At 64.8% G+C, this 22012-nt stretch carries 23 protein-coding genes; all 23 read right to left on the minus strand.

Features of this window, described 5'->3' with window-relative positions:
- Window positions 1-24: 24 nt before the first annotated feature.
- Window positions 25-396, minus strand: a complete 372-nt coding sequence (locus tag A6M21_RS15165) for a response regulator (RefSeq protein ID WP_066670640.1) — start codon at window positions 394-396, stop codon at window positions 25-27.
- A gap of 23 nt (window positions 397-419) precedes the next feature.
- Complete coding sequence (locus A6M21_RS15170) at window positions 420-1046, minus strand: chemotaxis protein CheC (RefSeq protein ID WP_066670565.1); 627 nt, start codon at window positions 1044-1046, stop codon at window positions 420-422.
- Complete coding sequence (locus tag A6M21_RS15175; protein ID WP_066670567.1) at window positions 1043-1831, minus strand: CheR family methyltransferase; 789 nt, start codon at window positions 1829-1831, stop codon at window positions 1043-1045. The genes A6M21_RS15170 and A6M21_RS15175 overlap by 4 nt, the downstream gene beginning before the upstream one ends.
- 1 nt (window position 1832) lies before the next feature.
- Entirely contained in the window at window positions 1833-2333 is a 501-nt protein-coding gene (locus tag A6M21_RS15180) for a chemotaxis protein CheD (protein ID WP_066670568.1), read from the minus strand.
- A 47-nt stretch (window positions 2334-2380) separates the two neighbouring features.
- Window positions 2381-3202 carry a flagellar basal-body rod protein FlgG gene (flgG, locus tag A6M21_RS15185; protein WP_066670571.1) on the minus strand — a complete coding sequence of 274 codons (822 nt, stop codon included), beginning with the start codon at window positions 3200-3202 and terminating at the stop codon, window positions 2381-2383.
- Window positions 3203-3458: 256 nt separating this feature from the next.
- A complete protein-coding gene (locus A6M21_RS15190; RefSeq protein WP_066670578.1) occupies window positions 3459-4238 on the minus strand; it encodes a flagellar hook-basal body protein in 780 nt (259 codons plus the stop codon).
- Window positions 4235-4993, minus strand: coding sequence for a sigma-70 family RNA polymerase sigma factor (locus A6M21_RS15195; RefSeq protein WP_066670581.1), 759 nt, complete (start codon window positions 4991-4993; stop codon window positions 4235-4237). Before A6M21_RS15195 ends, A6M21_RS15190 begins: the two co-directional genes overlap by 4 nt.
- Before the next feature lie 195 nt (window positions 4994-5188).
- Window positions 5189-5842, minus strand: a complete 654-nt coding sequence (locus A6M21_RS15205; protein WP_066670587.1) for a flagellar brake protein — start codon at window positions 5840-5842, stop codon at window positions 5189-5191.
- A gap of 228 nt (window positions 5843-6070) precedes the next feature.
- Complete coding sequence (locus A6M21_RS15210) at window positions 6071-6976, minus strand: MinD/ParA family protein (RefSeq protein ID WP_066670590.1); 906 nt, start codon at window positions 6974-6976, stop codon at window positions 6071-6073.
- Between the two features lie 208 nt (window positions 6977-7184).
- Window positions 7185-8684, minus strand: coding sequence for a flagellar biosynthesis protein FlhF (locus tag A6M21_RS15215; RefSeq protein ID WP_066670594.1), 1500 nt, complete (start codon window positions 8682-8684; stop codon window positions 7185-7187).
- Window positions 8681-10753, minus strand: coding sequence for a flagellar biosynthesis protein FlhA (gene flhA / locus A6M21_RS15220; RefSeq protein ID WP_066670596.1), 2073 nt, complete (start codon window positions 10751-10753; stop codon window positions 8681-8683). Before flhA ends, A6M21_RS15215 begins: the two co-directional genes overlap by 4 nt.
- Window positions 10754-10946: 193 nt before the next feature.
- Window positions 10947-12020 (minus strand): flagellar biosynthesis protein FlhB, encoded by a 1074-nt coding sequence (gene flhB, locus A6M21_RS15225; RefSeq protein ID WP_066670598.1) that lies wholly within the window; start codon window positions 12018-12020, stop codon window positions 10947-10949.
- A gap of 163 nt (window positions 12021-12183) precedes the next feature.
- The gene (gene fliR, locus A6M21_RS15230; RefSeq protein ID WP_066670600.1) at window positions 12184-12951 is read right to left on the minus strand and encodes a flagellar biosynthetic protein FliR; all 768 of its coding nucleotides are present in this window, start codon (window positions 12949-12951) and stop codon (window positions 12184-12186) included.
- Between the two features lie 18 nt (window positions 12952-12969).
- Entirely contained in the window at window positions 12970-13239 is a 270-nt protein-coding gene (gene fliQ, locus A6M21_RS15235; protein ID WP_066670643.1) for a flagellar biosynthesis protein FliQ, read from the minus strand.
- A gap of 17 nt (window positions 13240-13256) precedes the next feature.
- Window positions 13257-13991 carry a flagellar type III secretion system pore protein FliP gene (gene fliP, locus A6M21_RS15240; RefSeq protein WP_427854633.1) on the minus strand — a complete coding sequence of 245 codons (735 nt, stop codon included), beginning with the start codon at window positions 13989-13991 and terminating at the stop codon, window positions 13257-13259.
- 212 nt (window positions 13992-14203) lie between these two features.
- A complete protein-coding gene (gene fliO / locus A6M21_RS15245; protein ID WP_066670611.1) occupies window positions 14204-14584 on the minus strand; it encodes a flagellar biosynthetic protein FliO in 381 nt (126 codons plus the stop codon).
- Entirely contained in the window at window positions 14581-14961 is a 381-nt protein-coding gene (fliN, locus tag A6M21_RS15250) for a flagellar motor switch protein FliN (RefSeq protein ID WP_066670651.1), read from the minus strand. The genes fliO and fliN overlap by 4 nt, the downstream gene beginning before the upstream one ends.
- A 314-nt stretch (window positions 14962-15275) precedes the next feature.
- Entirely contained in the window at window positions 15276-15767 is a 492-nt protein-coding gene (locus A6M21_RS15255) for a flagellar basal body-associated FliL family protein (RefSeq protein ID WP_066670614.1), read from the minus strand.
- Window positions 15768-15835: 68 nt separating this feature from the next.
- Complete coding sequence (locus A6M21_RS15260) at window positions 15836-16648, minus strand: flagellar hook-basal body protein (protein ID WP_066670617.1); 813 nt, start codon at window positions 16646-16648, stop codon at window positions 15836-15838.
- 289 nt (window positions 16649-16937) lie between these two features.
- On the minus strand, window positions 16938-17342 hold the full coding sequence (locus tag A6M21_RS15265) for a flagellar hook assembly protein FlgD (RefSeq protein ID WP_066670620.1): 405 nt from the start codon (window positions 17340-17342) through the stop codon (window positions 16938-16940).
- 134 nt (window positions 17343-17476) lie between these two features.
- Entirely contained in the window at window positions 17477-19540 is a 2064-nt protein-coding gene (locus A6M21_RS15270; RefSeq protein WP_066670622.1) for a flagellar hook-length control protein FliK, read from the minus strand.
- A gap of 126 nt (window positions 19541-19666) precedes the next feature.
- Window positions 19667-20101: a flagellar export protein FliJ gene (gene fliJ / locus A6M21_RS15275; RefSeq protein WP_066670625.1), complete on the minus strand. Its 435-nt coding sequence runs from the start codon at window positions 20099-20101 to the stop codon at window positions 19667-19669.
- 238 nt (window positions 20102-20339) lie between these two features.
- The gene (gene fliI / locus A6M21_RS15280; RefSeq protein WP_066670654.1) at window positions 20340-21614 is read right to left on the minus strand and encodes a flagellar protein export ATPase FliI; all 1275 of its coding nucleotides are present in this window, start codon (window positions 21612-21614) and stop codon (window positions 20340-20342) included.
- Window positions 21615-22012 lie beyond the last annotated feature (398 nt).

Here is a 22012-nt window from a genome sequence, read left to right on the forward strand (position 1 = left end):
GATAAACCCCTTTCCGGCCGCCTGCTAGCGGGGGCGGGACAACACCCGCTCGATGGCCTGCAGGATGCGGTCCTGCTGGAACGGTTTGACAATGAAGTCCCTCGCCCCGGCCTGGATGGCGTCCATGACCATGGCCTGCTGGCCCATGGCGCTGCACATGATGATGCTGGCGTCGGGATCCAGGGCGCGGATGGCCTTGACGCCTTCAATGCCGTCCATTTCGGGCATGGTGATATCCATGGTCACCAGATCGGGCTTCAGTTCGGCGTACATCTGCACCGCCTGCTTGCCGTTTTCAGCTTCCCCGACCACTTCGTAACCATTTTTGAGCAGGATGTTTTTAATCATCATGCGCATGAATGCGGCGTCGTCCACCACCAGGATCTTCTTACCCAATGCTGTTTCCCCCTCCGGTTTTTTCAAGCCTGGCCCGCACCCAAACCGAGGGCGGCCATGAGCCGGTCAATGGCGCCCGGTTCGGTGAGCAGGAAAAAATGTCCTTTAATCTGCGCGTCATTATGGTTGAACATGCCGGTTTCGATCACCAGCACCTGGTCCTCCACCCGCCCGGCGGCCACCATCAGCGAGGTGAGCACCGCCCCCAGCATGTCGAAGGCAAACAGGGGCACGGTGGTGATCATTTTCAGGCCGGTCATCATGCCGATGGCGCTGATGAACGAACCGGTGAGCACGTTGCCCACCTCCTTCACCGCCGATTCGGCCATCTGGTCCAGCGCGGCGGTGCTGCCCGGCGGCAGGCCCATGAGCATGTCCACCAGGCGGTATGTACTCTCTTCGCTGAAGATGAACAGGACCATCCCGGGGGCGTCGCCAAGCACACGCAGGCTGACGCAGCCGACCAGTTCCTCGTAGCCGCCCACCAGGGCGATCACTTCTTCAAAGGGCAGGAAGCAGGCGCGCGGCACGCTCATTTCCACCCGCTGGTTGATCAGCTGGGCCAGGGAGGTGACGGCGTTGCCCACGCCGATGTTGCTGATTTCCTGCAGGGCGTCCAGTTCGGCGGGCGACAGAGTGCGGTAATTCACCGGCCCGCCCCCCTATGTTCAAGTTTTCGGTAAAAACAAGTGCTCACTTTATCCAAACCCAGTTCCTGATAATTGAAAATCATTTCACTGCCTCCAATAAACAACACGCCGCCCGGGGACAGCGCCGCGGCGAACTGCCGGTTCAGCCGGTCCTGGGCTTCCCGGGTGAAGTAGATGGTCACGTTGCGGCACAGGATCAGGTCGCAGTCCCGGATGAACGGTTCGGTGAGCAGGTCGTGCCGGTGGAAGGATACCTTCCGGCGGATGTCCTCCTTGAGCACATAAGAGCCGTTCTCCCGGGTGAAATAACGGGCCAGCCGGCGGGCGTCCACGTTGCGCACCGCGTCGGCGGCATACTTACCCTGCTGCGCTTTGGCCAGGATGTTTTTGTCGATGTCGGTGGCCTCCAGCCGGTGCCGCCGGGCGGGCGCCAGATCCTCCAGAATGATGGCCACCGAATAGGGTTCGGCGCCGTTGGCGCAGGCCGCGCTCCAGATGTTCAAGCGGCTTTTGGCGCGCAGCAGGTCCGGCAGGATGGCGCCTTCCAGTTCTTTGAAACGCGCTGGGTCCCGGAAAAATTCCGACACGTTGATCGTCATGTGATCCAGGAAGGCTTCGTATACGGCCCGGTCGTCCCGCAGCAGCTGGAACAATACGCCGTAATCATTCAGCCGGTGGCGGGCCAGAAAGGCGTCCATGCGCCGGCGCAGCTGGGTTTCCTTATAGCTCTGCAGGTCCAGGCGGAAGTCTTTGCGTACCCGGTCCTTGAATTGGGCGAAGTCCATGTCAGATCACCTTGAGCTTGCTGCCCAGCATGCGGATGAGCACCCGCCCGTCGCTGGTGTCGAAGATCATGGTCCGCCCCCGGTTGCCCCCCACTTCTTCCGCCAGGATCGGGATGCCGTACTGCTGCAGCATCTGGCGCGCCATTTCCGAATTGCGCCGGCCGATGTTCAGCGTCATTTTGCTGTCCAGGCCGGAAAACATCTGCGCGCCGCCGACCAGCTTGGACTGCAGGCGGCTGAGGCGCGCCCCCTGCTTTTTCATCTCGCCGATGATCAGGGGAATGCCCAGGTCGGCGAATTTGGCCGGCCGGGTGACATTGCTGAACTGTGTGCTGTCGGGAAGCATCAGGTGCAGCAGTCCGCCCAGTTTGAGCGCCGGGTCGTACAGGCTGACGCCCACGCATGAGCCCAGTCCCAGGGTGATCAGCTGGCCCGGCTCCCTGGCAATCTTGTAATCGGCAATGCCGACCTGTATTTCAATGCGGTCTCTGGCCGGCTCCATTCCAGTCCCCCTTTACAGGTTTGGGTTGCAAATCACGTACGCCGCGGCTACTTGACCAGGCTGTTGGCTAGGCCCCAGATCTGATCGGCCGTGCGCACGGTGCCGGCATTCATTTCATAGGCCCGCTGGGCCACGATCAGGCGGGTCATTTCTTCGGCCGGGTTGACATTGGAGCCTTCCAGGTAGCCCGCACGCAGCGAGACGCTGCTGTTCTGGCTCAGGTCGATCTGTGTCTCCTGCCCGCTGGCGGCGGATGTGGCGTACAGGTTGTCGCCCAGCGCCACCAGTCCCTCGGGGTTGTTGAATGTATATAGTTCCAGCTGGCCGGCGTTGGTCACGTTGCCCTGGCTGTCGGTGACGTTGACGTTGCCGTCCCGGGTGATTTCGATGGCGCTGTAGGGCGTGGTTACGGTTATGTTGGGCGCGACCTGGTAGCCCTGCAGGGTGACCAGGTTGCCGTTGGCGTCCACGTTGAAGGAGCCGTCCCGGGTGTAGGCGCTGGTGCCGTCGGGCAGCGTCACTTTGAAGAAGCCCTGGCCGTCGATGGCCACGTCCAGCGGACGGCCGGTCTGCAGCAGGGAGCCCTGGCGGAAATCGCGCATGGTGGCGGCCACGCGCACGCCGGTGCCCGAAGTGGGGGCGACCACCGGCGGGGTGGCGCCGTTGGCGCCGGTGCCGCCGCCGGTCCCGTTGGAGGGCACGGCCGGGATGCCTTCGGCGCCCATCTGCTGGTAGATCAAATCGTTAAAGGAGATTTCCGACTTTTTGAAGCCGGTGGTATTGATGTTGGCGATGTTGTTCGAGCCCACGTCCAGCATGGACTGCTGGGCGGTCATGCCGGAAACGCCGTTGTACAGGGCGCGGAGCATGGGAATCACCTCGCAGTTTATTTTCAAAGGTAAGGTACAGATTGACCGGTCCGCCGGATGGCGCCGCCCTTGCAGCGCCGGCGGCGATGATTCGCGTCTGAAAAACGCCGCTGGGCGCAGGGCCGCGGTGTTTCGCGTCTGAAAGACGCCGCCGGGCGCAGGGCCGCGGTGTTTCGCGCCTGAAAGACGCCGCCGGGCGCAGGGCCGCCCGCCCGGCACGGTTTTGCCCGCGCGTCGCCGGCCGTTTGCCGGGCGGTTAGCGCAGCACGCCCACCTGGTTGATGGCCAGATCGAGCAGGTGGTTTTCCGTCTGCAGCGTCTGCTGATTGGATTCGTAGGCGCGCAGGGCGCTGACCATGCCGGCCATCGCCGCGCCCGCATTCACATTGGAACCCTCCAGGTAACCCTGGCGCACGCCCGGGTTGACGGCCGGCTGCGCCGCCCCGGCAGGGGCGCGGAAATAGTTGTCCCCCGTTTTGACCAGCCCGGCCGGATTGTTGAACTGCACGATGCGCAACTGGTCCAGCGGCTGACCGGACACGGTTATCCGGCCGTTCCGGTCAACCTGGAAATTGGCGTTGTTGACCTGAACCGGCCCGTTTACGCCCAGCACACGCCGGCCACGGGCGTCCACCAGGTAGCCCCCGGCGTCCACGGCGAAATCGCCGTCGCGCGTGTAGAGCACCCCGCCCGGGTTGGCCGGGTCGGCCACGGTGAAAAAGCTGTCCGGCGCCGTCAGGGCCAGGCTGGTGCTTTTGCCGGTGCCCTGCAGCGCGCCGGGGGTGAAGTCGGTATACACGCCGTTCACGGCGGCGCCCTGGTTGATCACGCCCACCGGACGCCAGCTCGGTCCGACGGGCACATCCCCCGGCCGGGGCTGGCTTTCCACCAGCAGCAGGTCGGGGAAGGTCTTCTGCGTCACATTGTCGGTTTTAAAGCCGGCCGTGGCGATATTGGCCACATTGTTGGAAATCACGTCCAGCCGCGCCGACTGCACGTCCAGCCCGGCCGCGGCGGTGTAAATGCCCCGGATCATTTTGTTTCCTCCATTTCCTTCAGCTTCTGACGCAGGCGGTTCAGCGCCCGGGAGTGCAGCTGGCAGACGCGGGATTCGGTCACCCCAATCACCAGGCCGATTTCTTTCATCGTCAGGCGCTCCCGGTAGTAAAGCGACAGCACCAGCTGGTCCTTTTCGCTCATTGCGGCGACCGCCTGCGCCAGCAGGCGCTGGTTGTCGTCCTCGGCCACCTTGTCCAGCGGATCGGGGCTGGCCGGGTCGGGGATCAGATCGCCCAGGCGCAGGGTTTCCCCGCCGCTGGCGGTGACCATTTCATCCAGGGACAGGGTGTAGATGCGCTGAAAATGGTTGTCCAGCCGGTTTATTTCGGCCGTGCTGACGCCCATTTCCCGGGCCACCGCTTCGTTCGTGACCGCCTGGTGGTGTTTGCGCTCCAGCTTTTCCCGCGTGGCTTTGAGCAGCTGCAGTTTATGCCACATGGTGCGCGGAATCCAGTTGGCCCGGCGCACTTCGTCCAGCATGGCGCCGCGCACCCGGGCGTAGGCGTAGCTTTCAAAGTCCCGCCCCATATCCGGGTCAAACTTGTCCACCGCTTCGATCAAACCGAAGACGCCGCAGCTCTCCAGGTCCTCCTGGCTGATGCAGGCGGGCAGGCGCACCGCCAGCCGGCCGGCCAGATGCTTGACCAGCCACAGGTAGGACAGCACCAGCTGGTGGCGTAATTCCTGGCTTTTGTTTTGTCTGAACTGCTGCCAGAGCAGGTCTTTATCCATAGATATCAGTCCTTGACGGTAAAGACACGGGGACGTGCCCTTGTTTATCAGAACGGCGGGATGGTTTTCAGCCGGTCCGGGCCATTTCCCTGCTCCGGTGACACCCGGGCGGCGGCCTGTGCAAACCCGGCCATGGTTCCGGCCGGCCGCACCCTTTGCGTTGAGCCCGGCCTGTATCCGCCCTGTGTAAAACTGTTAGCGTAGCCGGGCCTGTTCCGCCATGCGCTGAAAAATGTATTGTACTATGGCGTCCTGCTGGGAACGGGTCAAATCAGTGAACTCCAGCGCCGCCTGGTAGGTTTTGGCGCCTTCGAATTCGGATTCAAACAACCGGATCACCCGCCCGGTCAATTCCATTTCTTTCGCTCCCCGGCGCAGGGGCAGGGTGAATTTGAGCAGCAGTTCGCGGCCGGGCAGCACCGGCTCGCTTACGGCCAGGCGCATGCCGCCGCCGCTGATGTCCACGGAATAGCCCTTTTTGTAGCGCGGGCGGCGGTTTTTTTCCGGCGGCGGGGCGTACTGCACGTCCAGGCCGGCTTTCAGGCGCACGTGGCTGCGCTGCTGCACCCGTTCAATTTCCCCCGTGCGCGCCAGCCGGTAGAGCGGAATGGCGTCCGCGGTCCGGCCCAGGTAGCGGGCGGGAAACACAAAGCTGGCGCCGGCGCCGTAAAACCGCACCTGTACCTGGTCGCCCGCGGCGAAGGTGAGGGCGTCTCCGCGCAGCCGGGGGACGGCGATGTACAGCTCGCCGCCGCGGATGTCCTGAATGGCGGAGGCGTACCAGTCCCGCTCTCCCGTCCGGGCCACTTGAATTTTCGTGTTGATGCGCAGTTCCTGGTTTTCAGGCAAAACTGGCCCCTCCGTTTCAGAAGTCGGATGTCGGGTGTCAGGAGCTGGAAACGCCCGCCGGCCGGATGGTGCTCTGTTTCCACGGCCCAGTGAATAACGTAATGCAGCTCCCCGCACCGCTAGCACGGCTGTTGACCGCAATGATGCCGTTAATTTGGAAAATCATTGACCGGAGTACAGCGACGGGCGAAATGTCCGGGCGCAATCCCGGCCCGCATTGCGCCATGTCTACCCGAAGGCGCGGGCCAGACGGCTGAAAAAGCCGTTGATCCCCGGACGGCGCACCGCCGCTTCTTCCCGCCGTCCGGTAAGCAGCTGGCCGGCCATGTCCGCCACGGCGCGCGCCGGCCGGGAGCGCGGTTCGGCCAGCATAAAGGGACGCTGCGCGCGCACGGCCCGGTTCACCGCCCGGTCCTCGTAAATGGCGCCCAGATAGCGCACGCCGATATCCAGAAAGCGGCCGGCCGCCGCCTCCACGCGCCGCGCCGTCTCCCGCGCCTCCGCCCCGCCGGCCGCCCGGCTCACCGCCAGCAGCACTTCGCGGTGGGAGCGGAAGCGGGAGAGCACCTTGATCAGCGCGTAGCCGTCGGTGAGTGAGGTCGGCTCCGGGGTGATCACCACGATCACCTCGCCGGCGGCGGCCAGAAAGGCCAGCACGTTTTTAGATATGCCCGCCCCGGTGTCGATGAGCAGGAAATCCGCCTCTCCGTCCAGCTGCGCCAGCGAAGCCACCAGCTGACTGCGCCGCTGCTGATCCAGGTTGGCCAGTTCCAGGAAGCCCGAACCGCCGGAGATGAAGCGGACGCCGCCGGGGGCCGGCACCAGCGCGTCATGGATGTCCCGGCCGCGGTACAGGCAGTCGAACAGGTTGACGGGCGGCGTCACGCCGAGCAGCACTTCCACGTTGGCCAGGCCGAGGTCGGCGTCCAGGATGATCACCCGCTGCTCCAGGGCGGCCAGGGCCAGGCCCAGGTTCACCGTCAGGTTGCTCTTGCCCACCCCGCCCTTGCCGCTGGCCACGGCGAGCACACGCGCGCCGGCCGGGGCGGCCTCCGGGCAAGCGGGGGCGAAAGCGCCCGCGCCGGCACTCCGGCGTAAAACTCCGGTTTTTATTTCGTTTTGCCGGCCCCACATGAAACAAACCCCCATGATTTTTCCCGGTTTTGGTCCGGGCCGGACGGATCTCCGGGCGCAGGCGCCTTCTCCAGACCGGTCAAAATAGATGTGTTGGCAAATGTGACGGGGAAAGCTGTATCCATCGCCACAGCTGTTTTCATGGTGTCGCCGCCCCGGTGCCCGGCCGGGCTTACCGGGTAGGCGCCTCCGCATTAATTTTACGCCCCTAGTCTGTTTCTTCCAGCAAAAGCGCCGCCAGCCGGCGCGGGGTCAGGGTTTCCAGATCGTCGGGCACGCTCTGGCCGGCGGTCACATAGGACACCGGGCGGCCGGTCTGCTGCACCAGGTTGAGCGCCGGGCCGCGCACGGCTGTTTCGTCCAGTTTGGTGAACACCAGTTGGGTGAAACCGGTGCGTGAAAAAGCACCGGCCATGTCCAGCAGGTCGCGCGAACGGGTGGTGGCGCTTAGCGTCAGGAAAATTTCCCGCCCCGGTTCCAGGACGTCCAGAAAGCTTTTCAGTTTGAGCAGCTGGGCGGCGTTGCGGTGGGAGACGCCTTCGGTGTCGATGAGCACCGCGTGCTTGTCCCGGTGCGTCCGCACGGCCGCGGCCAGTTCCGCCGGGGTCATCACCACTTCGGCCGGCACGCCCAGAGTTTCGCCATAAAATTTCAATTCCTCGGCCACGCCGAAGCGGTGGCTGTACAGGGCCACCAGGGCGATGCGCCTGTTTTCAAACAGGACCAGCCGGGTGGCCAGCTTGGCCAGGGTGGTGGTTTTACCCACCCCGGTCGGGCCGATGAAGGCATAAACGGCTTTTTCCGCGCCGGTATCCCGTCCGGGCCGGCCGGACAGCCGGGCAGCGCCATGGTCCGGATGTCCGGCCGGCGTATGGCGGCCGGACGCCTCCGGCGGCCCGGCGTCCGGCACAGGGCCGTCGTGCACTGCGCGAGGGGCGGAACCGTGCTGAACACCGCCGGCATCCTCCCCGGGGAGCAATCTTTCCCGCCTCCCGGTGATCAGTGCCCGGCCGGCAACCGGTTCCGGCCGGACGGCGCCGGCCGGCGTATGGTTCACCGCCGCGCCGGACGGCGGCCGGTAGGCGGGCTCCACCAGAGCGGCCAGGCGGCTTTTCAAACGGACGCGGAGCAGTTCCTCCGCCTCATCCTCCTCCCCGTCCGGCCCGGTCAGGCCGTCCAGCAGGCGCTCCACCACCTCCGGCAACACTTCCATTTCCAGCAGTTTCCGCCGCCAGCGGCGCGCCGGATCACCTTCCATCAGCGTTTCCTCCTGTTGTTTGAGGATTATATTAAATGAAGAGGGACCATTTTCCTGCCCGGAAGCGGTAAATTTCTCCTTTACAGTCGAATTTTCCACCCGGACGGCCGGGACCGCAGGCCGGCCGCCAGGAAGCACCGTCCGCACCACGCCCGCCAACCGGACGGCATCCGCCGCACCGCGCACGGCATCACCGCAGCCGGCCGCAATGGCGCCCACTTCAATGGTGCACGTCTCCCCCCGCCCGGCCGGCAGGCCGGCCGGGGCGGCGCTGCCCGGCGGTTCGTCCAGCGCGGCGGTCACTTCCAGCTGCAGCGGCCGGAAAAAGTCAAGCAGGTTTTGGCGCGGCAGGCGGTAGCTGCTGATGATCACCGCCTCCGGACCCATGTCGTCCCGGATCAGGCGCATAGCCTCCTGCATTTCGCGCACCACGTATTTTTTTACTTTCATTCCACCGTCACCGTCCCCAGCGCCTCCACTTCAATATCGGGCGCAATCTCATTCAAAGACAGCACCGCCAGATTGGGCAGGTAGCGTTCAATCAGCCGCCGGAAGGGCAGGCGCACCCGCGGGGAGCAGAGCACCACCGGCGTCAAACCCTTGATGCTCATATTTTCCGCCGCCGCCCGCACTTTTTCCAGCACCTGCCGGGCCAGTCCCGGCTCCAGCACCGGATAGGCGCCCAGCTGCGTCTTTTGCGTGGCGTCCTCCAGCGTTTTTTCCAACCGCGGATGCAGGGTGAACACGGCCAGTTTGCCTTCCGGCGTCAGGTAGAGCCGGCTGAGCGTGCGGGCCATGGCGCCGCGCACATGATCGGTGAGAAAGTCGGCGTCCCGGTTGAGCCGCGCCCCGTCGGCCAGCGCCTCCAGGATGGTGACCATGTCCCGCAGCGGCACCCGCTCCCGCAGCAGGTTTTGCAGCACCTTCTGCACCTCGCCCAGGCCGAGCAGGTCGGGCGACAATTCCTCCACCACCGCCGGGTCCTTTTCCTTCACCGCCTCCAGCAGTTCCTTCACCTCCTGGCGGCCCAGCAGTTCGTGGGCGTGCGCTTTGATGAACTCCGTCAGGTGGGTGACCAGCACGGTGGACGGATCCACCACCGTCAGACCGGCCAGTTCCAGCTTCTCCTTCTCCGCCGCGGTGACCCACCAGGCCGGCAGGCCGAAGGTCGGTTCGGTGGTCGGGATGCCGGGGATGTCCTTTTCCCGGCCGGCGGGGTCCATGGCCAGGAAGTGGCCGGGCATCAGTTCGGCCCGGGCGCCCTCCTCGCCGCGGATCTTGAAGACGTAGGTGTTGGGCGTCAGCTGCAGGTTGTCCCGGATGCGGATCGGCCGCACATAAATGCCCATCTCCAGGGCGCACTGCCGGCGCACCGCGGCCAGGCGGTGCAGCAGGTCGCCGCCCTGGTTTTCATCGGTGAGCGGGATCAGGTTGTAGCCGAATTCAATCTGCAGCGGGTCCACCTGGAAGTAAGTGGCCACGTTTTCCGGCTCCCGGCGGCTCTGCTGCATCTGCTGGCGGGCCTGCGCCTCCCGGCGGCTGGTTTCTTCCCTTTGTTTTTCCCGGGCCAGGCTGCGGGCGGCGAAAAAGGCCGCCACGGACAGGCTCAAAAACAGGATGTTCGGCATGGCCGGGATGCAGCCGAGCACAAAGAGCACTCCGGCCACCACGAAAAGGATTTTCGGAAAGGCGGTGAACTGCCGGGAGATGTCCGCGCCGAAGCTGGCGTCGGAGGTGGCCCGGGTGACCAGAATACCGGCGGCGGTGGATATGAGCACTGAAGGCACCTGGGTGACCAGACCGTCGCCGATGGTCAGCACGGTGTATGTGCGCAGCGCCTCGGTCACCGGCATGCTCATCTGCAGTACGCCGATGGCCAGGCCGCCGATGATGTTCACCAGAGTGATGATGATGCCGGCGATGGCATCGCCCCGCACGAACTTGCTGGCGCCGTCCATGGCGCCGAAGAAGTCGGCCTCCCGCTGCAGGCGGCGGCGCTTTTCCCGCGCCTCCGTTTCGGTGATCAGGCCGGAGTTGAAGTCGGCGTCAATGCTCATCTGCTTGCCGGGCATGGCGTCCAGAGTGAAGCGGGCGCCCACCTCGGCCACCCGGCCGGCGCCGCTGGTGATCACCACGAACTGGATCACGGTGATGATGATGAAAACGATGAATCCGACCACATAGTTGCCGCCGGCCACGAAATGGCCGAAAGCGTCAATCACGTTGCCCGCGTAGGCCTGGCCCAGGATCAACCGGGTGGAGGAGATGTTCAGCGCCAGCCGGTAAAGGGTGGTGACCAGCAGCAGCGAGGGAAAGATGGAGAACTGCAGCGGCTCGGTGGTGAACATGGTGATCAGCAGCACGGTCAGTCCGATAGTGATGGACAGGGACAGCAGCACATCCAGCACGTGAGGGGGCATGGGAATGATGATCAGCAGCACGATGCCCACCACCAGGCCGGCAATGAGCAGGTCGGTGTTGCGCTTGAGTTGTGTTTTTACCGCCGTCCGTGCGGGCATGGTTATTGCCTCCATCTGCTAAGATATCTTCCGGCTGCCGGTCCCGCCGGCGGGAGTGTGGAGCGGCATGTCGCGCCGTTCATCCAGCCGGTGAACCGGTGTGTATGGACCGGAGCCATTATTTATCAAATCCGGCAAATACCGAAGGGGACAGGCCCCTGTTGGCGGCCTTTGGCAACGGTCATCCCGTTTTTCAGGCCGGCGGCCGTCTTTTCTTCAGCCGGTAGACCAGGGCCAGGATCTGGGCCACCGCCTGGTAGAGCTCCACCGGTATTTCCGCGCCGATCTCCACCTGCTGGTAGAGCGCGCGGGCCAGTTCCGGTTTGGGCATCACCGGCACGTTGTTTTCGGCGGCGATTTCCCGGATGCGCCGGGCCAGGTCGCCGGCCCCCTTGGCCACCACCTGCGGCGCGGCCATTTCATCTTCCGCGTAGCGCAGGGCCACCGCCACATGGGTGGGGTTGGTGATCACCACCGTGGCCCGGGGCACCTCCTGACGGATGCGGTTGAGCAGGATCTGACGCATACGGCGGCGCTGCCAGCCCTTGACCACCGGGTCGCCCTCGGTCTGCTTGAGCTCGTCTTTCACTTCCTGCTTGCTCATGCGCATGTCGCGCGTAAAACTCCAGCGCTGAAAATACATGTCCAGCACGGCCAGGCCGAGGAAGGTGCCGCCGGCCGCCGCGGCCACCGCCAGCAGGGTGCCGCTCACCGTGCCGAAGGCGGCCTCCGCCGGGCGGGTGAAGATCATGAGCAGGGCGGGCAGGCGCGACTTGACCGTCAAAAAACTCACCGCCCCCACCACCAGCACCTTGAGCACGCTTTTGGCCAGCTCAACCAGGCTGCGCAGGCTGAACAAGCGCTGCAGGCCGTTCACCGGATTCAGCCGGTCCGGGGAGAATTTCAGGCTCTCCGTGCTGAAAATAAAGCCGGTCTGCCAGATGTTCACCGCCAGGGCGGCGCCCACCAGCACCACGAAAAAGGGGGCGAACATGCGCATTACGTGCATGCCCACATCATAGAGCACCCAGGGCAGGTTCTGCGGCGGCAGGTCAAAGGAAAAGCAGTGGCTGAAATACCAGCTCAACTCCTGTTCCCACTGCACGGTCGCCCTGACCTGCAGCATGTAGCAGAGCAGCACCGCGGCCATCAGGATCACGGCGGCGCTGAAGTCGCGGCTTTTGGCCACCTGCCCCCGGCGCCTGGCTTCCTGCAGCCGGCGCGGGGTTGGTGCTTCCGTTTTGTCCTGTGCGCCGCCCCGGGCCATAACGAAACATTCCTTTCAATAGATAATGCGAAGATTTACGCCGGTCCGCCGCGTCCGCCGCCGGGGCGGGCCGAGGCCGGTACATTCCTTTTCAAAAATCTGCGCAAACCCTGTGCTTTTAAGCCGGCCCGCCACGGACGGCACCGGAAACGGCAACCGGCAATCAATGCATCCCTTTTAACACTATGTACAGGTTGCTTTCCATCAACTGCGCCAGGGAGCGGAAGACCACGCCCAAAAGCGGCGCCATCACGCTCAAAGTAAGCAGTCCCAGGCCGATCTGCAGGGGAAAGCCGAGCATGAAAACATTCATCTCCGGCGCGGTGCGCCCCAACAAGCCCAGGCAGATGTTCACAATCAGCACCACCGCCACCACCGGCGCGGCAATCTGCACGCCGAGGGCAACCGTTTGGGCAAATACCCGGATTACCGCCAGCGTACCGGCGCCGGTGAGAGCCAGGCCGTCCAGGGGCACCAGGTCGAAGCTTTTGGCCAGGGCGGCGATTAATACATGGTGGCCGTCCAGGATGAAAAACAGCACCATGCCCAGCAGGTACAAAAAGCGCGAGGTGATCGTGGCCTGCTGCCCCATCATGGGGTCGAACAGGTTGGCCATATAAAAGCCCATCTGGATGTCCATGATCTGCCCGGCGATGGTCAGGCTCTGAAAAACCAGGCCGGTCACAAAACCGATGGCCAGGCCGGTGGCGGCTTCCCTGGCCGCCAGCAGGCCGAACCCCAACAGGCCGCCGGGGACGTGGAAGGACGGGGAGGCCACCACCGGAAAAAGCACCACCGTCAGCGCCAGGGCCAGCCCGGCCTTGGCCGTCTGCGGCACGTTGGGAAAAACGAACAGCGGCCCGGCCGCCAGAAAGGCGCTGATCCGGATCAGGATTAAAATAAATACTGCTGCCTGATCGTAATTGAGCAAGGTGCGTTCCCCCCGCAGTTACTGTGTCAACCCCGGCAGGCGGTTGAAAATCTGTTCGGTGTAGGTGGTCATCAAATGAATCATCCAGGGCGCCAGAATGGCCAGCACCACGAAAACAGCAATCATTTTGGGCACAAAGGTCAGCGACTGCTCCTGGATCTGGGTGGTGGCCTGCAGGACGCTGATCACCAGCCCGACAATCAGCGACACCGCCAGGGTGGGCAGCGACAGAAGCAGGATCATCACCAGCGCTTCCCGGGTGATTTGTAAAACGAATGTATCAGTCACCATGTCCACCAACCCGTCTAATGATAGCTTTCCACCAGGGACTTGACCACGAGGTACCAGCCGTCGACCATGACAAAGAGCAAAATTTTGAAAGGCAGGGAGATCATCACCGGCGGCAGCATGAACATACCCATGGACATCATGGCCGTGGCCACCACCATGTCGATGACCAGGAACGGCACATAGAGCAGAAAGCCCATTTCAAAGGCCGTCTTCAGTTCGCTGATCACAAAGGCCGGCGTGAGCACGAGCAGGGAAACGTCGCCGGCGTTGCGCGGCTGCGGCGTTTTGGACAGCTTCACGAACAGGGCCAGGTCTTTTTCCCGGGTCTGCTTGAGCATAAAGGCGCGCAGGGGTTTGGCCGCCGCATCCCAGGCCTGCTGCTGGGTCAACTGGTTGTTTAAATAAGGCTGCAGCGCCTGGTCGTTGATCTGGGTGAACACCGGCGCCATCACAAAGGCGGTTAAAAACAGGGCCAGGCCGATGATCACCTGGTTGGGCGGCGTCTGCTGGATGCCGACGGCGCTGCGCAAAATGGACAGCACCACCACGATGCGCGTGAAGCTGGTCACCATGACCAGCAGGCCGGGCGCCAGGGCCAGAATGGTCAGCAGGACCAGGATCTTGACGCTGTCCACCACCTGGGCCGGGTTGTCCGACGGGTTGACCTGCAGGTTGATGCCCGGCAGGGGCTGCGCCTGCGCCGCGGCCGGCAGGATCAGCAGGACCGCCGGAATCAAGATGACGGCCAACAGTACCGGCGCGGACAGGAGCCACCGGCGCGCCTGTCCGGGGGTCGCGGTTTTTGGGAACGCCGGTCGCCGGAAAATTTGTCCCGGGGCCAAAGGTCCGGTGGCAGCCGGCCGCCGGATCGCCCGTCCGGTTGTCGCGACGCGCCGCGGTATGGCGGAAAACCTTTTGCGCTCTGCCGGTTGAACCTGCACACCTGCTGTTTTTGACAGACTCATTTACCCCGACCTCTTCGTTTCGCAATCCATTCCTTGATTTGTTCCAGCCAATCCGCCAGCCTGTCCGCCGCCGGGGAAGACCACTGCCCGGCATACCCGGCGGGCACGGGCAGTTCCTCCGGCAGCTGCTCGAATTCGCGCACCACGACGACGGCGCCGTCCTGGTGGGCCAGCAGGTAGTAGCGATGCCCCACCTGCACCAGGGTCAGCGCAGCCTTGGGGCCCAGGGGCAGCTGCTCCACCACCCGCATGCGCCGGCCGGACAGAAAAGCGAAACGGCGTCCCAGACCATAGCGGACAACCAGGTAGGCGAGCAGGCAGATCAGGATTAAATAGACCAGCAGCTGAATCACGCTGCCCGCCATGCCGCCGCTCAATGCCCGTCCCCACCCGCGGCGCGCTGCTGGAAGGCGTCGTAAATGCTTTCAATGCGCACGCCGAAGTTGGCCCCCAGGATGATCACTTCCCCCCGGGCGAACGGCTGGTCATTGACCAGCACATCGGCCGTGTCGCCGGCCGGCCGGTCCAGTTCCACCACCGAGCCCGCGCTCAATTGCAGGATATCCCGTATTTTTATGGTGGTGCGGCCCAGTTCCACCGTCACGACAATCGGCACGTCCCCCAGGTATTCCAGGGGCACCTTCATCCGGTCTGTACCCGCTCCGGGCGTCAGGGACGGGAAGCTGACCCGTTTTACGGCCGGGCCGCCCTCCATGCGGTTGATCAAGTTCTGCAGTTCTTCTTCGGTGATCATTTGGCCTTCCCACTTTCTTGCTTCACTGTGTTGCGTGATCAGAGCGCTTCCCGGCGGCCGGCGCCGCACCCGTTCAATCAGGGTTGCGACAGGGCATTCCGGTCCGGCGCCGGCCTGCGCGGTTGCCGCACGGTTGCCACACATAGAAAAGCGCGGTACCGGCGGTCCTTTTTACGCTGCTTGATTGCGCAGCGCCGGCCGGTTCGTTTCAGCCGCCGGGCGCAAACGCCGGTGCCGGCGGCTCCCGCTACTGCACCAGGAAATTCGCAGGTGATGGAAAAATACAGGACATAGACAGAACCCGGCGGCTCCCTCTACTGCACCAGAAAATCGGTGAAATACAGACCGGCCACCTTGCCGTGAATCAGCTGCGCGTTAACCGCCTGCAGGATCTGCTGCTTGATCGAGTCCTGGTTTTTCACCGGCAGTACCTGCTGACTGGTCATTCCCCGCAGTACGGTCAGCATCGCTTCCGTAACCTGGGGTTGCTTGGCTTTGAGCTCGTCAGCCAGCGCCTTGTCGCCGCTGGGATAGGCCAGCACCACGTCCACCCGCAGGAAGTGGCTCGGACCGGCGTCGGCCAGATTGAGCACCTTGCTGCCCAGATCCAGTGTATCCATGGACTGCTCCACCGGTGTGGCCTGGGCCGGCTTACCGGACAGCACGCCGGTGTAGCGCAGCGCGCCGAAAGTGAGCCCGCCGCCCAGCAGCACGGCCAGGAGCACCAGCATGAAGGTGCGCAGGCCGCCGCCTTTCTCTTTTTTGCCGTTGTTTTCGCCGTTGGGCAATTTTTTTATGGGAGGCATGATTAATCATCCTATCATGGACGCCGGTATTAATTAAAAATTACCGGCATAAATGGGTTTAACTGCTTTTACCGCTTCAGGTCCACCAGTTCCTGTAGCAGGCTGTCCGAGACGGTGATCGTCCGGGCGTTGGCCTGGTAGGCGCGCTGGGTGGTGATCATGTTGGTGAATTCCTGGGCCAGATCGACATTGGACATTTCCAGGTAGCCGGAGTTGATCATGGTGGTGCTACCAATTGTTCCGATCGCGCTGGCCGTGCCGCTAGCTGTAGTTTGTTGAAAATAGTTCTGCCCGACCTGTTTTAGTCCATCCTGGTTTTTGAAAAGGAATAAGCCGATATTATTAATTCCAGTTATTGTGGCTCCGGCTGAATCCAACGCTGTTATTTTACCATCCTTACCAATACTGATTGATGTAATTTGTTGATGCGCAGGTGTGCCGTACAGATTAATCGTACTGCCTGCGCTGTTTAAAACCAGGTTGCCGTTTTCATCCACCAGATCACCTTTTACATCAACATTAAAATTACCGTTCCTGGTGTAGTAAAGATTATTGGAATTATCCTTGACGCAGAAAAACCCATTGCCCTGAATGGCCAGGTCCAGTGCGCGCCCCGTGTTTTCCAGCGCGCCATTGTTCATGTCCAAGCTGATGCTGGCCACCGATACGCCTGTACCCACCTGGGAAGGGTTGACCGACCCCGCCCCGCCGCCGCTTGGCGCGCTGGCGGCGCGCACCATCTGGTAGACCATGTCCTGGAAGTTGGCCCGGCTGCTTTTGAAGCCGGTGGTGTTCACATTGGCAATGTTGTTGCCGATCACGTCCATGGCCGTCTGCTCGCTGCGCAGGCCGGACACGCCGGAATACAATGATCTGAGCATGTTCGCAAGCCTCCTTTAATAAACAGTTGTTTGATACTACGCAATCCGCTTAAAGATAGCTGTATCCCCCCTGTAAACCGGCCCGGGCTTCCAGCCCTGATTTATACGCAGTGTCATTCAAAAAGCCGGGGCAGTTCATGTGCTGCTTCAAACCGGGATATATTAGATCCGGCTGCGGCCAGCGGATTGAAATTATCCGTTTAATAAACCGTATTAATAAACCGTAGCGCCGGTCGTAAAATCACCAGTTGACCGGTGAATTCCACACCCGCCGGAATGTGCCCGCCTGTCACTGCACTTCCGTCAGCTGGCTCATGTCGTATGGCTTGTCGTTCACATACAGGCAGACGCTGTTGTCCACCAGGGCCACCTTTTGCACCGTACCGGTCACCGTGGAACCGTCGTCTGCGGTCAGGGTGACCTGGTGGCCGACCAGGGACGCGCCCTGGGTCAGCCCGTTTTCCCGGGCCATCTGATCCAGTGTCTGGTAGATGTTGGTCAGCTGCTCCACCGTGCTGAACTGGGCCATCTGCGAGATGAACTGGTTGTTGTCCATCGGCTGCATCGGGTCCTGGTTCTTCAGCTGGGCCACAAGCAGCTGCAAAAAGGCGTCCTTGTCCAGCTGCATGGGGTTGGCGACCTGGCTGGGTGTCCCGGGCTGCAGGTTGTTGCCGCTTACGGCTGCGGCCTGCATTTGCAACCACCTCCTTTATATACCCTGGTTTGATAAAACCGCCTTTCAAGAACCTGCGGCCTGGTACCGCAGGGCCGGAAAAATCATGCCGGCCGCCGCATACAACAAGGACCGGCCCCTGCTGCGCTGCGCGGCTAGATCAGTGCGTTGACGCCGCCCGGCGCGCCGGACTGGTACTCCTGCGGCCGGGCGCCGTCCGCCGGCTGCCATGAGCCGCCGCTCCAACTGCGCCCTTCCCCCGGTTGGCCGCCGCCCGGCGCGCCTTCCGGTGTGCCGCCGGACCAGCCGGAGCCGCCGGCGCCCACCTGGACGGAAAAGCCCTCCAGGTGCAGGTTGTGCTGGGCCAGATTCTGCTGCAGCTGGGGCAGGCTGCTGCTCACCGCGTCACGGGCGGCCTGGCTGGCGGTGATGAATTGCGCCGAAAGGACGCCGTGATTGTATACCAGCCGGACGGCCACTTCCCCCAACTCTTCCGGCACCAGCTTCAGGCGCAGGACGGTCTGCCCCCCCTGCTGCTCCAGTACGGCGCGGCTGAGCGCCGCGGCCAGCAGCCCGGCTGTTACGCCGCTATCCGCCGCCCCGGCGCCCGCCGCCGGAACGGAGAAGGGCGTCACCCCGCCCGGCGGAGGCGGAGCCCCCATGAAGGCGGAACCGGTTTGCGTGCCGCCGCCTTGAAACGCTCCGCCGGAACCGGCGCCGGCTCCCGCGCCGCCCGTACCGGCGGAGGCGCCTGTGCTCCCGGGGGCCGCCAGGCCCCCGGCACCGGTGGTTGAAGCGCCGGCGGCGTCCGGTGACGCCACACCCGGGGATGGATAGGATTGGTCGGAGAAAACGATCCGATTGCCGGCTCCGCCGGCGGCGCTTCCCACCATGCCGGCTGTGCCGGGGACGGCCGCCGCCCCGCTGTTGGCGCCGGGCGTTGCCGCACCGACGGCGTTTGCCCCACCGGGTAAAACCGTCCCGGCCGGGTTGACGCCGCCCGTACCGCCGGCCGTGCCGGCCGGAGCCGCTCCGGCGCCGTTTTGTCCGGGCGTCCCGCCCGGAACGGCGCCTCCCACTGCCGCGCCCGCGGCAGTGGGAGCCGGCGGTGCGGATATGCCGCCCGTAACGCCGGCGGCACCCGCTGACGGCACGCCCGGGGATGTGCCGGCCGGGTTGGGGGAGACGCCCTGTGCGCCGGCCCCGCCGCCGGCGCTTCCCACCATGCCGGCTGCGCCGGGGACGGCCGCCGCCCCACTGTTGGCGCCGGGCGTCGCCGTACCGGCCGCACCGGCGGCGTTTGCCCCACCGGGTAAAACCGTCCCGGCCGGGTTGACGCCGCCCGTACCGCCGGCCGTGCCGGCCGGAGCCGCTCCGGCGCCGTTTTGTCCGGGCGTCCCGCCCGGAACAGCGCCTCCCGCTGCCGCGCCCGCGGCAGTTTGAGCCGGCAGTGCGGATATGCCGCCCGTAACGCCGGCGGCACCCGCTGACGGCACGCCCGGGGATGTGCCGGCCGGGTTAGGGGAGACGCCCTGTGCGCCGGCCCCGCCGCCGGCGCTTCCCACCATGCCGGCTGCGCCGGGGACGGCCGCCTGCCCGGCGGTGGCCGCCTGTCCGCTGTTGGCGCCGCTCGGCGCTGTACCGGCCGGGTTGGCGCCGTTTGTTCCGCCGGCTTGCCCGGACGCGGCGGCTGCGGCCGCGCCGCCCGCGGCGCTCTGCGCCTGCGCGCTGCCTGCGCCGTCCTGGGCGGCATTGCCGGCGCCGGGCGATGCGGCGGCCGAACCTTTAGCGCCGCCGGCGTTTTCAGCGCCGGTGGAAGCGCCTCCGTTTTCACCGTGTTTTGTGCGCGCAGTTTTGCCCTTGTCCTTGCCCGTCCCGGCGGCTGCGTCTGTGTCATCCCTGGACGCGGGGGCACAACCGGAGGCCGTTTTGTCTCCGTCCGGGCCGGCCGCATCTGCCCGGTTGCTTCCATCTTTGTCCGCCGCCCCCGCCGCCGCCCCGCGCGCGGCGTCCGGCGCAACCGCCGCACTCCGCCACGCATTTGTGCCGCCGTCGCTTCCGTCACAGGCGCCGGCCGCCGGACGGCCGGCGGACGCGCTGCCGGCCGCAGTCGCGGCGAGCACGGCCAGGAAGGCTTCCGCCCCGCCCGGATCGCTGCCGCGGGTGCCGGCCGGCATGTTCCGCGGGGCGCTATCCACATTTACCGCCTGTACTTCCATTATGCTCACTCCCTGCCGGCAGGCACTCTCAGCGGGTGATCAGCCGGCCAGTATTCGTTTTGCCGCGGTATGGCGCAGTCAAGATCATGTACTTCCGAGAACCGTCCCCTGATCCACTGACCGGGCCTATTTTCTCCGCCACACCAGGCGCAGCCCCTGCTCGTCCGCTTCCTTTTGTTCGGCGCGGGTTTCCTCCAGATTGAACTCCTGCCACTGCCTGTCCCGCACGGTCTCCAGCTTGAGACGCTCGCGCCGGGCGGCCAGGGCTTCTTCGCGCGCCTGCTGCAGCCGGATCCGCGCCTGCTGCACCGCCTCCTCCTGCTGTTCCAGCGTATCGGCCAGATACCCCCGGTAAAGCAGCAGGTGAAATTCCTCGCCCGGATGCAGGCGGCCGCCGCTGCGTCCGGTCATGGTTCTCTCCAGCCGGCCGGCGGTTTCCTGCATTTCCGTCAGGTGATCCAAATAATCCCGCTGCGCGCGGGCGTGGACGCCCGCCGCCTCGTCCTCCAGGCGTTCCCGGTGCTGCAGTACCGGCTGCAGGTGAAAATTGAACTTGCGCACTTGGATACCCCCGTTTTTGTATATTTTACAAGCCCCCCGGCGCGGATCCGGCGCCGGACGGCGGATTCAGACGCCTTTTTACGCCGGCAACCGGGCGGAGACAGGTTTTCAGTCCAACTTTCCATTCGCACGGCGGAGCCAGTTTTCCCCGGATACTTCATCTCCGCGGCCGGGTCCGCCGGCCGGACAAACCGGCATGTCAGCACGCGCCGCTGTGAAAAATTTTGCCGCCGTCCGCTCAAGTACCGATCCCGGCCAGCGCTTCGCGTGTCTGCTCAAAACTGCTCGTTTCATGCATGTCCTGACGCAAAAAGCGGATGATCCCGTCATGGGCGGCCACGGCCGCATCCACCCGCGGGTTGGCGCCGGCCACATAGGCGCCGATGTTGATCAGATCCTCCGTCTGCCGGTAGGCGGCCAGCAGATCCCGCAGCCGTCCGGCCTGTTCAACCTGTTCCCGGTCCGCGATCTCCGGCATCAGCCGGCTCACGCTCTGCAGTATGTCAATGGCCGGATAGTGATTTTGCGCCGCCAGCTGCCGCGTCAGCACGATGTGCCCGTCCAATATGCCGCGCACCGCGTCGGCAATCGGTTCGTTCATGTCGTCGCCGTCCACCAGCACGGTGTAAAAAGCGGTAATTGATCCGCGCGGCCCCATGCCCGAACGCTCCAGCAGGCGGGGCAGCAGGGCGAATACCGAAGGGGTGTAGCCGCGGGTGGCCGGCGGTTCGCCGATGGCCAGGCCCACTTCCCGCTGGGCCATGGCGAAACGGGTGACCGAGTCCATCAGCAGCAGCACGTCCCTGCCCTGATCCCGGAAATACTCGGCCATCGCGCTGGCCACAAAGGCGGCCTTCAAGCGTTCCAGCGCCGGCCGGTCGGAGGTGGCGGCCACCACCACCGAGCGGGCCAGGCCGTCCGGCCCCAGATCGCCCTCGATAAAGTCGCGCACCTCCCGGCCGCGTTCGCCGACCAGGGCGATCACATTCACGTCGGCGGCGCTGTAGCGGGCGATCATGCCCAAGAGCGTGCTCTTGCCCACCCCGCTGCCGGAAAAGATGCCCAGGCGCTGCCCGCGGCCGCAGGTCAGGCAGGCGTCCACGGCGCGCACGCCGGTGGACAGGACGGCGCTGATCCGCCGCCGGGCCAGGGGGTTGGGGGGGGCGTTGTCCACCGGGTAAAGAGCCTCCGCCGCCGGCAGGGGGCCGCCGTCCAGGGGACGGCCCAGGCCGTCCAGCACGCGGCCGAGCAGGCTTTTCCCCACCGGGGCGGTCAGACTGTGCCCCTGCGGCGTCACCTGGCAGCCCGGGTAGACGCCCCGCAGCTCGCCCAGCGGCATGAGCAGGGTGATCCGGTCGCGGAAGCCGACCACCTCCGCCGGCACCGGCTCCTCGCCGGGCACCGCGATGCGGCAGACCTCGCCGATGCGGGCGGTGATGCCGCCGGCCTCCACCGTCAGGCCGATCACCCGCAGCACCCGGCCGGTCGGACGCAGCAGCCGCGCCCGGCGCACTTTTTCCCGCCAGCGGGAAAGGTCGGCCGGGAGCGGGGGAACATCATCCGTCGCGGCCGGCCGTTTCGAATGGTGTTCTAATCCGGCCGGGGCGGCGCCGCCGGTTGAGGCCGGTACTTCCGTCCATCGCCCGTCCGCGGGGTTTGCCGCCGCTTCCAGGCGCGGGGCGGCCGTCTCCCGACCGGTATTTTCCCCCGGCCGGGAGACGGCCGGCACATGGTTTGCCGTTCCACCGGCCCCGCCGCCGGAAGCCGCATTCTTCCGGTTGTCCGTCTCCGGTAATTGTGCCGGTTCCACCTGTTTCTCACCAACCTTTTTCCGCAGCCGCGTTATTTTTACAGCCCGTTAAAACTGCGCCGCACCGGGCAGCTCCGGCGGCCGGCCGGAACCGTTCCCGG

It is taken from the genome of Desulfotomaculum copahuensis (assembly GCF_001655685.1).
GTDB classification, from domain to species: domain Bacteria; phylum Bacillota; class Desulfotomaculia; order Desulfotomaculales; family Desulfovirgulaceae; genus Desulfotomaculum_G; species Desulfotomaculum_G copahuensis.